The organism is Streptomyces sp. NPDC048606 (assembly GCF_040650855.1).
In the GTDB taxonomy this organism is placed as follows: domain Bacteria; phylum Actinomycetota; class Actinomycetes; order Streptomycetales; family Streptomycetaceae; genus Streptomyces.
The window spans coordinates 80,911-95,095 of the sequence record NZ_JBEZIB010000016.1 but is presented as its reverse complement, the minus strand read 5'-3'; the positions used below and the strand labels follow the sequence as shown (position 1 = coordinate 95,095).

Sequence of the window (14,185 nt, the reverse complement as noted above, 5' to 3'; positions counted from 1 at the left end):
CAGCAGGGGAGCGCCGAATGGATGATCGAACACATGTTTCGCACGGATATTCGAATTGCTCTATGGTGGAGACGGGGGAGGTGATGATCGAGCGAAGCAGGAGGCCGCGGGTGCCTGGTTTTACGCATCTGCACACCGTTTCGGGGTTCTCCGTGCGGTACGGGGCCTCGCACCCGGAGCGGCTGGCGCAACGCGCCGCCGAAAGGGACATGGACGCGCTCGCCCTGACCGACCGCGACACCCTCGCGGGAGCGGTGCGCTTCGCGAAGGCCGCCGCCGAGGCCGGGATCCGCCCCCTGTTCGGCGTGGACCTGGCCGTGGCCCCCGCCGGGCCGGGGGAGCCGTCCCCCGCGCCGCGCGGGGCGGCCGGGGAGGTCTCGTACCGGCGCCGGGTCCCCGTCAAGGGCGGGGCCTTCGTCGACGAGTCCGCCCCCCGGGCCCTGTTCCTGGCCCGGGACGGCGCCACCGGCTGGGCGCGGCTGTGCCGGCTGGTCACCGCCGCCCACGCCCGGTCCGGCCGGGGGGCCGGACCGGGCGCGGGTTCCGCCGCGACCGCCCCCGCCGCCGGGGACCCGCGCCCGGCCCCGGCGCCCGCCCTCGGCCCCGGCGCGCTCGGCCCCGGTGCCCTTGCCCCCGCCGCTTTCGACCCTGCCGCTTTCGACCCCGCCGCCCCCGCTCTCGGCCTCCCCTCCCGGCGCCCGCCGCTGCTGCCCCGCGAGGCCCTGGGCGGCGACGGCGTGTTCGTCCTGCTCGGACCCGCCTCCGAGGTCGGCCGCGCCCTCGCCGCCGGCCGCCCCGACCGGGCCGCCCGGCTCCTCGCGCCCTGGCGGGAGGCCTACGGCGACGCCCTGCGCCTCGAAGCCGTCCACCACGGCCGCCCCGGCACCGGACCCGGCTCCCTGCGGCTGGCCGCCCGTACCGTCGGCTTCGCCGCCGAGCAGGGCGTCGCGGCCGTCCTCACCAACGCCGTCCGCTACGCCGACCCCGGCCAGGGCCCCGTCGCCGACGTCCTCGACTCGGCCCGGCGCCTGGTCCCCGTGGACCCCAGGGGGCCCCTCGACGGCGGCGAACGCTGGCTCAAGGACCCCACCGCCATGGCCCGGGCCGCCGAACGGATCACCGAGGCCGCAGGGCTTCGCCCCGCCGACGCCCGCCGGCTGCTCGCCCGTACCCGCGAGACCGCCGAGGCCTGCCGCGTCGACCCCGAGGACGACCTCGGCATCGGCTCCGTGCACTTCCCCGAGGCCCGCCTCGTCGGCGCCGAACGGCGCACCGCCCAGCGGGTCCTCGCCTCCCGCGCCGCGGCCGGCATGGTGCTGCGCGGCCACGCCCACGACCGCGCGTACTGGGACCGGCTGCACGAGGAACTCGACGTCATCGCCTTCCACGGCTACGCCTCCTACTTCCTGACGGTCGCCCGGGTCGTCGACGACGTGCGCGAGATGGGCATCCGGGTGGCCGCCCGGGGCTCCGGCGCGGGCTCCCTCGTCAACCACCTCCTCGGCATCGCCCACGCCGACCCCGTCGCCAACGGCCTGCTGATGGAACGCTTCCTGTCCCGCCGCCGCCGCGTCCTGCCCGACATCGACATCGACGTGGAATCCGCCCGCCGCCTGGAGGTCTACCGCCGCGTCCTCGACCGCTTCGGCGCCGAACGCGTCGCCACCGTCTCCATGCCCGAGACCTACCGCGTCCGCCACGCCGTCCGCGACGTCGGCGCCGCCCTGTCCATGGACCCCGCCGTCGTCGACCGCCTCGCCAAGTCCTTCCCGCACATCCGCGCCCGCGACGTCCGCGCCGCCCTGGCAGAACTGCCCGAACTGCGCGGGCTCCGCGAGGAACAGGCGGGGGAGCGCGGGGAGGCGTACGCACGGATGTGGGACCTCGTCGAGGCCCTGGACGCCCTGCCGCGCGGGGTCGCCATGCACCCGTGCGGGGTGCTGCTCTCCGACGCCTCGCTGCTCGCCCGCACCCCGGTGGTGCCCACCAGCGGCGAGGGGCTGCCCATGTCCCAGTTCGACAAGGACGACGTGGAGGACCTCGGGCTGCTCAAACTCGACGTGCTGGGCGTGCGGATGCAGTCCGCGATGGCCCACGCCGTCGCCGAACTGCGCCGCGCCGACGGCCGGGAACTCGACCTCGACGACCCGGCGCAGGTCCCGCCCGGCGACGCACCCACGTACGAGCTGATCCGCTCCGCCGAGACGCTGGGCTGCTTCCAGATCGAGTCCCCGGGCCAGCGCGACCTCATCGGCCGCCTCCTGCCGAGCACCTTCCACGACCTCGTCGTCGACATCTCCCTCTTCCGCCCCGGCCCGGTCGCCGCCGACATGGTGCGCCCCTTCATCGAGGCCCGGCACGGCCGCGCCCCCGTACGCTTCCCGCACCCCGACCTGGCCGACGCGCTGCGCGAGACCCACGGGGTGGTCGTCTTCCACGAACAGATCATCGAGATCGTGCACGTCATGACCGGCTGCGGGCGCGACGAGGCCGACCGGGTCCGGCGCGGCCTGTCCGACCCGCCGTCGCAGGGGCGGATCAAGGCCTGGTTCGCCGCCGCCGCCCGCGCGAAGGGGTACGCCCCCGAGGTCGTCGCCCGTACCTGGGAGATCGTCGAGGCCTTCGGCAGCTACGGCTTCTGCAAGGCGCACGCCGTGGCCTTCGCCGTCCCCACCTACCAGTCGGCCTGGCTCAAGGCCCACCACCCGGCCGCCTTCTACGCCGGACTGCTCACCCACGACCCCGGCATGTACCCCAAGCGGCTGCTGCTGGCGGACGCCCGCCGGCGCGGCGTACCGGTGCTGCCGCTGGACGTGAACCACTCGGCGGTCGCCCACCGCATCGAACTGGTGTCCGGTCCGCCGGAGCGCTGGGGCCTGCGCCTCGGGCTCGTCGACGTCCACGGCATCGGCGAGGCCGAAGCCCTGCGCGTCGAGACCGGTCGCCCCTACGCCTCCCTGCGCGACTTCTGGGAACGCGCCCACCCCGGCCGCCCCGTCGCCGAACGCCTCGCCCAGGTCGGGGCCCTCGACGCCTTCGGCGCCAACCGCCGCGACCTGCTGCTGCACCTGAGCGAGCTGCACGGCGACCGGCGCGCCGCCGGCGGCCGTGGCACCACCGGCGGCCGGGGCGCCGCCGGGCACGGCACCGCCGGTCGGGGCGCGACCCAGCTCCCCCTCGACGGGGGCCGCTCCACCGCCCCCGTGGGCCTGCCCGACCTCACCGAGGCCGAACGGCTCAGCGCCGAACTCGGGGTCCTCGGCATGGACGCCTCCCGCCACCTGATGGGCGACCACCACGCCTTCCTCGCCGAACTCGGCGTCACCCCGGCCCACCGACTGCGCGACACCGCGCACGGCCGGACCGTCCTCGTCGCCGGCGCCAAGGCCGCCACCCAGACCCCGCCGATCCGCTCCGGCCGCCGCGTCATCTTCACCACCCTCGACGACGGCACCGGCCTGGTCGACCTGGCCTTCTTCGACGACAGCCAGGAGGCCTGCGCGCACACCGTCTTCCACTCCTTCCTGCTGCTCGTACGGGGAGTCGTCCAGCGGCGCGGCCCGCAGAGCCTCAGCATCGTCGGAGCCGCCGCCTGGAACCTCGCCGAACTCGCCGAACTGCGCACCCGCGGCGGCCTCGAAGCCGTCACCGCCCGCCTCGCCGAACCCCCCGCGCCCCACGGACACCCCGGCCGCACCCGGGACGCCTCCGGCGACACCGGCCGCCGCATCCACCTCCCGACCGGCTACGAGATGAACCCGTGGGCCGACCTCCAGCCGCCCGGCGACCGCGCCGCGACCGGCCGCAAGCTCTGGCACTCCAGCCCCGGGAGCGCCGGATGACCGCGATCCTGCACGTCCGCTGCGCCGCCGTCCTGACCGAAGAGGGCTACCGCGAGGTCCTCGCACTGCTCCGCGAGTTCTCCCCCCTGGTCCAGGCCCTGCCACCGCGCGCCGCCCTGGTCCAGGTCCGCGGCGCCCAGCGGTACTTCGGCGCGGACCCGGCCCGCATCGCCGAACTCGTACGACTGCGCACCGTCGCCCGGCTCGGCACCGACGTCCGCATCGGCGTCGCCGGCACCCGGTCCGTGGCGGCCACGGCCTCCGACCGGGTCCCCGAACCCGGCGGGATCCTCGCCGTCCCCGACGACGCCGTGCCCGCCTTCCTCGCCCCCCTGCCCGTCGAGGCCCTCCACGGCCTCGGCGACCGGCAGGCGAAGGCCCTGCGCGGCTACGGGCTCCACACCGTCGGAGCCCTCACCGCGGTCCCGGCCGGGGTCGTCGAACGGATCCTCGGCACGCGCGCCGGCCGGCTCGCCGTCGAACGCGCCCGCGGCGTCGACCCCCGGCCCGTCACCCCCCGCGACCTGCCCGCCTCCGCCACGGCCCGCACCCGCTTCGACCGCCAGGAGCTCGACGGCCCCCACGCCCGGGCCGCCCTGCTCACCCTCGTCGTGCGCCTCGGCACCGAACTACGCGGCCGTCGACAGGCCGCCCGGGCCCTGACCCTGACCCTCCGCTTCGCGGACGGCACCCGCTGGGAGAAGACCCGACGCCTCCTCGAACCCTCCGCCCACGACGAGGATCTCCGCACCCTCGCCTACCGCCTCATGGACGCCGCCGGCCTCCAACGGGCCCGGCTGACCGGGATGGTCCTGCGCGCCGAGGACCTCACCGGCGCCGGCCCCGTCACCCGACAGCTCACCCTCGACGCCGTCCGCGAGTCCCGCCTCACCGTCGAGGCCGCCGTCGACCGGGCCAACGCCCGCTTCGGCCCGGGCACCGTCCGCCCCGCGGCGACGTTCCCGCGCCGGAGCCCCGTCCTCGCCTGAAGCGGGGCCGGGCGCCGGGGGAGCGGGGCCTCGGTTCTCGGGCCTCGGTCCTCAGTCCTCCAGGTCGGCCAGGAGGCGGCGGGCCGTCTCGGCGCGCAGGGCGCCCGTCTGCGCCTGGATCAGGTGGAACTGGGCCTCGCGCGCGAGCCGGCCCGCCGGGTGCCCGTACTGGACGGCCCGACCACCCGCCACCGCCACGCAGGTCGCGGCCGCCCGGACGGCCAGGTCCAGCGCCGCCGCCCGCAACCGCAGGCGCTCCCCGGCGCCCTCGCCCGGCGGGAGCCCGTCGCGCAACCCGTAGGCCTCGGCGCGCAGCGCGGCGGCCCGGCGGGCGACCCGCAGGCCGAGCTCCTCGTACTCCGTCGACTGGAGCAGGTGGTCGGCGGTGGCCCGGAGCTGGCCGAAGACGGCCGGCTGGGCGTCCGCGTTCTCCTCGTCGTAGGCCCGGATCCAGTCGGCGCGCGGCCGGCGCCCCCACACCCGCGCGTCCGGTACGCGCACGTCGCGCAGCTCCACGGCGGCCGTGTGCGTACCGTCCATCGCCCACAGCGGGGCCCCCGCGACGGCCTCCACCCCCTTGCCCGGTCCGCAGTCGACGAGGGCGAACACCACCTCGTCCTCGGTGGTGACGGCCCCCACGAACAGGCTGTCCGCCAGGCCCCACCCCGTCACCCACGGCACCCGTCCCGCGATCCGCCACCCGCCGGGCACCCGCTCCGCCGTCACCGGCGGTCGCGGATGCCGAAGGAACGCGAAGCCGGCCGTGGGCCGCAACTCCCCGCGTTCCAGGGCCGGCAGCCAGGTCCCGCGCAGCCGTTCCCCCTCCGGGCCGGCGGCCAGCAGCAGCCCCTTGGCGAGCGGCACGTGCTGGGTCCACACGAACCAGGTCGACGGGTCCACCGCCGCGAGCACCTCGTGCACCTCGCGCGACACCTGACGCGGCGTGAGTCCGCTGTCCGCGGCGGGCTCGTAGCCGGTCAGGCCGTACGCGCCGCACGCCGCCAGCGCGTCCAGGTGGGAGGCGGGCACACCCGCCCGCGCGGTGTGCTCCGCGACCGGCCGCAGGACCTCCACCGCCGTCCGGGTGACGGCGGCGACCAGCGGATCGGCCGCGAGGGCGGACGGGGTGGCCAGGGCGGTACCGGCCCCGGGGTTGCTCTGCACAGCCGTTCACCTCACATCGGATCGGGCGTCGGGTCGGGTGTCGGCTCGGGCGGGCGTCGACATCGGGCGGAGGGCCGCTGGGCGCGGACTCGACACACGATTTTTTACCGCCGCGTAACTTCCCAACTCTTGCTACTCGCCCGTAATTTAGCCGCAGCGGCACCCCTTGTGATCCGGATCACGGGATGAAACCCCCACGTCTTTCCCCTTGACCCGCAAGGAGATCACACGATGCTGCCCTGGAGACGCCTGCTCCGCCCGCTGGTCGTCCTCACCCTCGCCGCGGCGGCCGTCATGGCCCCCACCGGCGCCGCCCAGGCCGCCTCGGCGCCCAGCAGGGGCTGGAACGACTGGTCCTGCAAGCCGTCCGCCGCGCACCCGCGGCCCGTCGTCCTCGTCCACGGAACCTTCGGCAACTCCGTCGACAACTGGCTGGGCTTCGCCCCCTACCTCGTCAACCGCGGCTTCTGCGTCTACTCCCTCGACTACGGGCAACTGCCCGGAGTCCCCTTCTTCCACGGCCTCGGACCCATCGACAAGTCCGCCGGCCAGCTCGCCGCCTTCGTCGACAAGGTGCGGACCGCCACCGGCACCCCGAAGGTCGACATCGTCGGCCACTCCCAGGGCGGCATGATGCCGCGCTACTACCTCAAGTTCCTCGGCGGCGCGGACAAGGTCAACGCCCTCGTCGGCCTCGCCCCCGACAACCACGGCACCACCCTGCTCGGCCTCACCAAGCTGCTCCCCTACTTCCCCGGAGCCGAGGACCTGATCAGCACCGCCACCCCCGGCCTCGCCGACCAGATCGCCGGATCCCCCTTCCAGACCAAGCTGAACGAGGGCGGCGACACCGTCCCCGGCGTGAAGTACACGGTGATCGCCACCCGCTACGACGAGGTGGTCACCCCGTACCGCAGCCAGTTCCTCGACGGACCGAACGTACGCAACGTCCTGCTCCAGGACCTGTGCGTGCTGGACCTCTCCGAACACGTCACCATCGGCCTGACCGACCGGATCGCCTGGCACGAGGCCCTCAACGCCCTCGACCCCGCACGCGCGGAACGGACCACCTGCGCGTCGGTCTTCGACTGACGCGCGGGCGGTCCGTCCGTCCGGGACACCGGAGGGGGGAGACCGGTCGGGGGCACGACCGGCCCGGTGTCCGGTCTCGTGTCAGCGGCCGTGTCGGCCCGCCGTCGCCCGGCGGCGGGCCATCGCGAACAGCACGGCCGCACCGGCGGCCAGGGCCCCGGCCCCGGCGATCGCGATCATCGGGGTGGCGCCGCTGCCACCGGTCTCCGCCAGGTTGTCGCCCTTGGCCCCCGCCGGGGACGGGGAGGAGCCGGAGGAGCCGGCGGAGCCCGGAGCCGCCGGGGCGGCGATCGGGGTCCCGGCCGCCGAGCCGTTCGTCTTCGGGTCGTCGTCCCCGTGGCCGTTGTGCTCCACCGAGGACTTGCCGGCGCCGTCGGCGATCTGCTCGTCCGTCGGCGCCTTGGCGGTGGGCCCGCCGCTCGGCGCGGTGCTCGGCCGCCCGGGGGCGGTGCTCGGGGCGGCACTCGGCTTGGCGGTGGTCCCGGTCCCGGTTCCCGCTCCGGTCCCGCCGCCGTCCTTCCCGAAGACCACGTCCGAGCAGGTGTAGAAGGCCTCCGGGCTGTCCGAGCGCTGCCAGACGCTGTAGATCAGGTGACGGCCGCTCTTCTTCGGCACGGTCCCGCCGAAGACGTAGTCACCGGCCTGCATCCCGGGGTCGGTGACCTTCGCGAACGGCGCCGGCTCCAGGTCCGACCACTTCAGCGGCTTCGACGGGTCGTAGCCGTCCTTCGTCACGTACAGCTCGAAGGAACCCTTGTGCGGGGCGGTCCCCTTGTAGCGGAAGGTGTGCGCGCCGGCCGTCATCGGGCTCGCGGGCCAGTCGGTACGGGGCAGGTCCAGCCCCTTGTACTTGCTGTTGCCCGCCGAGCACAGCTGCCCGTCCGGGATCAGGGACCTGCTCTTGCCGGCGGCGTTGGCGATGTTCACCGCGTTCCAGTCGTAGAACGCCTGCGCCCCGCTCGCGGCGACGGCCGCCTTGCACGCCGCCGACTTCGGCGACTCCGGGCCCTCCGCGTAGCAGGCCGCCACCCGACTGACCGGGTCCGTCATCGAACCGTGGGCGGCCGCGGGCACGGCGGCGTACGCGGCCACCGCGAGCGGGGCCAGTCCGACGGCGGCGATACGGGTGGCCGTGCGGCGGCGTACGGGCATGGGTGGATCTCCTTCGAGCACGGGGCAGGGGCGTGCCAGACTCCGGGCCGCGCGGCGCCGTCCCCGACGGGGTGTCCGACGCCGCCACCGGCCTCCCTGGCCCCGCCAAACTAACCGCCCCGAACCGCAGTTCCCCCGCCTTCGACCCCCCTGAGCGGATCCTTAGGGTCCCTTTAAGGAAGGGGTAAGCGACACCTCAGGAAGCAGGGGCCCGAAGCCCCTGAACGCAGGGGTCGCGCCACTCCGGAAGTCCCCTGCAATCCGTGCAAGTCCACCCCGGTTCGCCTCGGTTGGCTCCCCGTTTTGGCTCCCCAGTGGGACCGGCTTGGATGGCAGGACCGTTCGCCTTCGAGGGTTACATCGACCCTGTAATTATGGGCCTTTCGTCCGTTTCGGCGAAGTTGGGCTAGGGAGCCTGGCAACCTGGATAGGGTTCCAGCTCAGAAAGTCCGCTCCCCGCACCCGCGGGGATGGTCCCGACGGGGGTGAACCCCGTGAAGGGACAGCGGTCAGTCCGGGTTCCCTCCGTACGGCCAGGTCGGGACGTCAGGCTCCGTGGGGCATACCTCGGGCTTAGAAGGCGCTCACCCGGCTGGGGGAGGTGGATCGTTCAGGCGGCCGACGCGGCCCCGACGTGGTCGATGCGACGTTCAGGGCATGACCACTGTGGAACGGACGATCAAGGTGCTCGGGAGGGCCTGGTGGCGGCGATGGCCTCGCTGGGTGGCCCGGGCGACGGTGCTGTGGGGGGTGTTGTACGCCTCCTTCGGCCTGGCGTGCGCGCTGAGCGGGACCTCCTTGCTCTACCACGGCGGTGGCTCAGGGGCTTCCGGGCTGGGTTGGGCGGTCGTGGTGGTGGGTGTGCTGGCGGCATTGGTCGGTGGAGCGGTGGAGCACTACGGGCTGCGGCCGGCGCTGCGTGTTCTGCTCTGGGCGGTCTGCGTCCTGGCCGGGGTCGCCGCGTTCAGCCTGCTGATGGATGTGATCACGCTGATGCTCGGTCAGGGAGTGGACAGCCGTGCCTCCGCCGCGAACAAGGCCCTGGCGGCGGTCGGGGCGGTCCTGCTCGCGGCCACGGCCCGGTCCGACCGCCTGCCCGCCGGCACCGGTGCGCGAGCGCCGTCCGCCGCGCCGCGACTCGTCCAACTCGCCGCCTGCGCCGGGACGCTGGCGTTCGTCCCGTACGCGGCGATGAAGCTGGTCTGGGCGTCCGGCGGCACGTTCGCGGGGATCACCGGTGAGGAGATGCTCGCGGTCTCGGAGCGAAACGGCGCCTCGGGGGTCTTCCTCACCCTGGAGTCCTGGGGCCTGGATCCCACCGCGCTGCTGGCCGCGCTCGGTGTCTTCCTGGTCTGGGGCCTGGTCCGCCCGTGGGGGCAGGTCTTCCCGCGCTGGACGCCGTTCCTGCGCGGCCGACGGGTGCCGCGCGGGCTCCCGCTCGCCCCGGCTCTGCTCGGCGCCGCCACGCTCGCCCCGTACGGCGTTGCGGGAGTCGGGTACCTGACCCTGGCCACGACCGGCGCGGTGACGATGAGGCGCGGCGACTTCCACTCCTCGGGCGACGCGCTGCTGGTCGGCTGGATCGGCATGATCGCCTTCGCCGTCTACGGCATCGCCCTGACCATCGCGGCCCGCTCGTACTGGCTTCGGACGCGCCCCGACCGCCGGAAGGACATCCACACGGAGTGACCGTGGGCGGCCGGCGCCCGCGGGGCGGTGTCGTGTCAGGTGAGCAGGGGGTGCAGGCCGGTCGGGGTGTGGGCCTGGTCGTCCAGGGCGTCGAGGGCGCGGATGGCCTGGGCGGCGGCCTCCGGGTCGCTCGCCTTGAGGCCGCTCGCCTCGAACTCGTCCTCGTCCAGCCGCAGGATCGATTCGCCGTCCGCCGACACCCACAGGTCCAGGTCCAGGTCCTCCACCACGATCCGGCCCGACCGCACCACCACCGGCCGCGTGATGTCGCAGTACCAGCCCTTCAGGACGCCCGCGCCGCTCCACACCTCCTTGATCGCGTACCAGCGGGTGCGCCAGTAGTGCTCCACGAACACGTCGCCCGGCTCGAAGCGGACGAAGCCGAAGTCCCGTACGCCCTCGGCGGCCCAGGGCGCGCGCACGGAGATCCGGTCCCCGTCGTCGGCCACCCCGACCGCCGGATAGCTGATCTTGGTGCGGCCGGCCTTGGTGAGGGTGACGGTCCAGGGTGTGGTCACTTCTTCGCTCCCAGCTTCTTCATGTGGCGCGTCTCGGTCGCGCAGATCTCGTATCCGAACCATTCGTTGACCGCGAGCATCGGCGCGTTGCCCGTGTCGTTGCCGGTGAAGGCGAGCCCGTAGCCGGCCGCGCGGGCCCGGCGCAGGGAGTCGGTCTTGGCCAGCTTGGCCAGCCCGCGCCCCCGGAAGGCCCGCAGCGTGCCGGTCATGGCGGAGGAGTAGCGGCCCGCGCCGTCCGTGCGCGCGGCGGAGAAGGCCGCCACGACCCCGTCGACCAGGGCCACCGTGGTCAGCTCGTGGTCCAGCGTCGGATCCCGCCAGACCTCCTCCAACCAGTCCTCGTAGTCGTCCAGTTCCACCGGCAGGTCACCCGGCTCGTCCCGTGACACCGCCGCGTCGGCCTCGTACAGCGGCCGGGGATCGGCGGCGAAGGCGGAACCCGGGCGCAGTTCGACCCCGGCGGGCAGGGGCGCCGGCAGTTCGGGCAGGGCGGCGGCCGCCAGGTCCAGGCGCAGGAAGTGCGCCGAGCGGCCGGTCCGGTAGCCGCGCCGCTCGGCGAAGGCCCGGCTCTCCGGCTCGTCCAGCACCCAGGCGTACGCGTCCACCGCGCCGGCCGCCGCGAGGTGCTCCTCGGCGGCGCGCAGCAGCGCGCCGCCGGCGCCGAGGCCCCGGTGCGCGGGGTCGACGTGCACGTTGAGGTACGAGTGACCCGGCTCCGGGGTGTCGAGGACGAGGCCCGCCTCGGCCGTGCCGACGACGACGCCCTCGGGCGTCTCGGCGAGCAGCAGCCGGTGCCGCTCGGCGGGCGAGGCGGCGGACAGTTCGTGGGTGATCCCGGCGGGGGTGGTGACGAGGAAGGGGATCGCGGCCCGCCGCACCCGGACGACGGCCTCCACGTCGGCGGGGTCCTCGGGGCGCGGCTCACGGATCAGAACGGTCATGAACCGGACGGTACGGGCGGGCCCGTGGCCCGCGCCTCCCAATTACGCCGGCCCCCGCGGCCCGTGGGGGAGAATCGGCCCCGTGACCTCGACCACGACACCGCTGAAGATCCGCATCGACGACTCGGCCGGCTCCCCGGCCCCGTACGAGCAGCTGCGCGCGCAGATCGCGGACCGCGCCCGTTCGGGCCGGCTCCCCGCCGGCTTCAAACTGCCCACGGTGCGCGGGCTGGCGCAGGAGCTGGGGTTGGCCGCGAACACGGTCGCCAAGGCCTACCGCGCGTTGGAGGAGGACGGGGTCGTCGAGACGCGGGGGCGCAACGGCACCTTCGTCGCGGCGGGAGAGGGCTCCTCGCGGGAGGCGGCCTCCGCCGCCCAGGCGTATGCGGAACGGGCGCACCGGCTGGGCCTGACGCGGGAGGAGGCCCTGGCGGCGGCCGACGCGGCACTGCGGGCCCGCTACGGCCGGTAGCCCCTGGCGGCGCCGAGCCCGCGCACCGGGCGGCCGCAGCCGAGCCCGCGCGACCGGGCGTCGCCGAGCCCGCACACCGGGCGGCCGCAGCCGGGCCCGCACACCGGGCCCGCGTGGCGGCCTCAGAGGTAGAGTCCGGCCTCCGAGGTGGGTTGCGCGGGCAGTACCGCCGCCGGGCCGGTGCCCCGGCGCAGGGCGAACAGTTCGGCCAGGGTCGCTCCCTCGCGGGAGATCCCCTCGTCGGTGCCGAGCCAGTCCACCGCCTCCCGGTGGGTCAGCCGGCCGACCTCGATGCGGGCCAGGCAGCGCCCCGGCCGCACCACGGCCGGGTGGAGCCGTTCCAGGTCCTCGTTGGTGGTGACGCCGACGAGGACGTTGCGGCCCTGGCCCAGCAGGCCGTCCGTCAGGTTCAGCAGCCGGGACAGCGCCTGGCCGGCGGTGTGCCGGGCCTCGCCGCGGATCAGCTCGTCGCAGTCCTCCAGGAGCAGCAGCCGCCAGCGCCCCTTGGCGGTGCCCTCGTCCTCGCCGATCGCGATGTCCATGAGGTAGCCGACGTCGTTGAACAGCCGCTCCGGGTCCAGGACGCAGTCCACCTGGCACCAGTCCCGCCAGGACCGGGCCAGCGTGCGCAGCGCGGAGGTCTTGCCGGTGCCCGGCGGGCCGTGCAGCAGGAGCAGCCGGCCGGCGATGTCGTCCGGGGTGACCTTCATCAGCCGGTCCATCGCCGTCGCCACGGGCGCGGTGTAGTTGGGCCGCACCTCCGCCCAGGTGCCGGCCGAGATCTGCCGGGTCGTGCGGTGGGGGCCGCGGCGCGGGGAGACGTACCAGAAGCCCATCGTGACGTTGTCGGGCTGGGGTTCGGGTTCGTCCTCGGCCCCTTCGGTCGCCGCGTGGAGCACCCGTGCGGCCACCTCGTCGCTGACGGCGGTGACGGTCACGTCGGCGCCGCGGCTCCAACGGGAGACGAGCAGGGTCCAGTCGGGGCCCTCGGCGAGGGTGGCGCTGCGGTCGGTGTCCCGGGCCGAGCGGAGCACCTGCGCGGCGGGCGGCAGCAGGGTCGCCTCGGCCTTCACCCGTTCGATCGTCACGCTCTGGGAGTACGGCTGTTCCCCGGACGCGAAGCGTCCGAGGAACAAGGCGTCGACGACGTCCGACGGTGAGTCGCTGTCGTCGACGTTCAGCCGGATCGGCAGCGCTTCCTGCGGGTCTGCTGGCATGGCGCCCATGATCCGGCACGAACCGGCCTCCCGCACCTGTGTTTCGCCGGATCGAGTGTCCGAATTCCCTCTTCAAACACAGCGGGAGTGAAGATTTGGCCGGTATCCCCACCCCGAACATTCTTGGCATGGACACTTCCAGCCAAGCCCGGCTGCTTGTACCACGGACTCAGGAGTAACCCCCCACAAGGAGCCGCACCCCATGAGTCGGAAACCCTCGCGCCTCGCCTCGCTCACCTCCCTCGCCACCACCCTGGCCCTCGCCGCGGGCGCCGCCCTCCTGGGCGCCGGCCAGGCCTCCGCCGCCCAGGCGGACTTCGGCTACGTCGCCCTCGGCGACTCGTACTCCTCCGGCCTCGGCGCCGGCGCCTACGACGGCGGGAGCGGCGACTGCAAGCGCACCTCCCGCGCCTACCCCGCCCTGTGGGCCGCGGCCCACGCCCCGCAGTCCTTCGCCTTCACCGCCTGCTCGGGCGCCCGCACGGGCGACGTCCTGTCGGGCCAGCTCGCCCCCCTCAACAGCGGCACCGACCTCGTCAGCATCACCATCGGCGGCAACGACGCCGGATTCTCCGACGTCATGACGACCTGTGTGCTCCAGTCCGAATCCACCTGCGTCAACCGCGTCAACCAGGCCAAGGCGTACGTCGACTCCACCCTCCCCGGCAAGCTCGACCAGGTCTACAGCGCCATCCGCAGCCGGGCGCCCGGCGCCAAGGTCGTCGTCCTCGGCTACCCCCGCTTCTACAAGCTGGGCGGGAACTGCGTCGCCGGCCTGAGCGAGGGTGAACGCTCGGCCATCAACGGCGCGGCCGACCACCTCAACGCCGCCGTCGCGCAACGCGCCGGCGCCCACGGCTTCACCTTCGCCTCCGTGGTCGGCACCTTCACCGGGCACGAGATCTGCTCGGGCAACGCGTGGCTGCACAGCGTCAACTGGGGCAACATCGGCGAGTCCTACCACCCCACCGCCGCCGGCCAGTCCGGCGGCTACCTGCCGGTGCTCAACTCCAAGACGCAGGCCGTCCTCAAGTAGGCAAGTAGGCAAGTAGGCAAGCGGTGAGGCGGCCGGGCCGCGCGCGCCCGCGCCACCCGTCCGTCGCGGCGCC

General features: G+C 74.6%; 11 protein-coding genes. 6 read left to right on the top strand and 5 right to left on the bottom strand.

The genetic code is table 11. The annotated features are described in order from the left end of the window. Positions 1-83 precede the first annotated feature (83 nt). Both dnaE and AB0D01_RS19065 read left to right on the top strand, forming a co-directional pair. Entirely contained in the window at positions 84-3,842 is a 3,759-nt protein-coding gene (gene dnaE / locus AB0D01_RS19070; RefSeq protein ID WP_363056746.1) for a DNA polymerase III subunit alpha, read from the top strand. Next, entirely contained in the window at positions 3,839-4,831 is a 993-nt protein-coding gene (locus tag AB0D01_RS19065) for a hypothetical protein (RefSeq protein ID WP_363056633.1), read from the top strand. The genes dnaE and AB0D01_RS19065 overlap by 4 nt, the downstream gene beginning before the upstream one ends. A 51-nt stretch (positions 4,832-4,882) precedes the next feature. Here the strand turns inward: AB0D01_RS19065 and AB0D01_RS19060 are convergent, their stop codons facing one another. Further along, positions 4,883-5,995, bottom strand: a complete 1,113-nt coding sequence (locus AB0D01_RS19060) for an acyl-CoA dehydrogenase family protein (RefSeq protein ID WP_363056631.1) — start codon at positions 5,993-5,995, stop codon at positions 4,883-4,885. Positions 5,996-6,226: 231 nt separating this feature from the next. Here AB0D01_RS19060 and AB0D01_RS19055 point away from each other — a divergent pair, with 231 nt between their 5' ends. Continuing rightward, positions 6,227-7,087 carry an alpha/beta fold hydrolase gene (locus AB0D01_RS19055; protein ID WP_363056629.1) on the top strand — a complete coding sequence of 287 codons (861 nt, stop codon included), beginning with the start codon at positions 6,227-6,229 and terminating at the stop codon, positions 7,085-7,087. Positions 7,088-7,168: 81 nt separating this feature from the next. On the opposite strand, the gene AB0D01_RS19050 is transcribed toward AB0D01_RS19055, so the two are convergent. Next, complete coding sequence (locus tag AB0D01_RS19050; protein ID WP_363056627.1) at positions 7,169-8,239, bottom strand: lytic polysaccharide monooxygenase; 1,071 nt, start codon at positions 8,237-8,239, stop codon at positions 7,169-7,171. 657 nt (positions 8,240-8,896) lie between these two features. On the opposite strand from AB0D01_RS19050, the gene AB0D01_RS19045 reads away from it, so the two are divergent. Next, the gene (locus AB0D01_RS19045) at positions 8,897-9,928 is read left to right on the top strand and encodes a hypothetical protein (protein WP_363056625.1); all 1,032 of its coding nucleotides are present in this window, start codon (positions 8,897-8,899) and stop codon (positions 9,926-9,928) included. Positions 9,929-9,963: 35 nt separating this feature from the next. Here AB0D01_RS19045 and AB0D01_RS19040 read toward each other — a convergent pair whose 3' ends face one another. Together AB0D01_RS19040 and AB0D01_RS19035 are read right to left on the bottom strand one after the other, a co-directional pair. Further along, positions 9,964-10,446: a DUF402 domain-containing protein gene (locus AB0D01_RS19040; protein WP_363056623.1), complete on the bottom strand. Its 483-nt coding sequence runs from the start codon at positions 10,444-10,446 to the stop codon at positions 9,964-9,966. Next, positions 10,443-11,387, bottom strand: a complete 945-nt coding sequence (locus AB0D01_RS19035) for a GNAT family N-acetyltransferase (RefSeq protein ID WP_363056621.1) — start codon at positions 11,385-11,387, stop codon at positions 10,443-10,445. The genes AB0D01_RS19040 and AB0D01_RS19035 overlap by 4 nt, the downstream gene beginning before the upstream one ends. A gap of 82 nt (positions 11,388-11,469) precedes the next feature. Here AB0D01_RS19035 and AB0D01_RS19030 point away from each other — a divergent pair, with 82 nt between their 5' ends. After that, positions 11,470-11,859, top strand: coding sequence for a GntR family transcriptional regulator (locus AB0D01_RS19030; protein WP_363056619.1), 390 nt, complete (start codon positions 11,470-11,472; stop codon positions 11,857-11,859). Between the two features lie 122 nt (positions 11,860-11,981). Here AB0D01_RS19030 and AB0D01_RS19025 read toward each other — a convergent pair whose 3' ends face one another. Next, entirely contained in the window at positions 11,982-13,076 is a 1,095-nt protein-coding gene (locus tag AB0D01_RS19025) for a DUF5925 domain-containing protein (protein WP_363056618.1), read from the bottom strand. A 202-nt stretch (positions 13,077-13,278) separates the two neighbouring features. Between AB0D01_RS19025 and AB0D01_RS19020 the strand changes: the two genes are divergently transcribed. Continuing rightward, a complete protein-coding gene (locus AB0D01_RS19020) occupies positions 13,279-14,112 on the top strand; it encodes an SGNH/GDSL hydrolase family protein (protein ID WP_363056616.1) in 834 nt (277 codons plus the stop codon). Positions 14,113-14,185 lie beyond the last annotated feature (73 nt).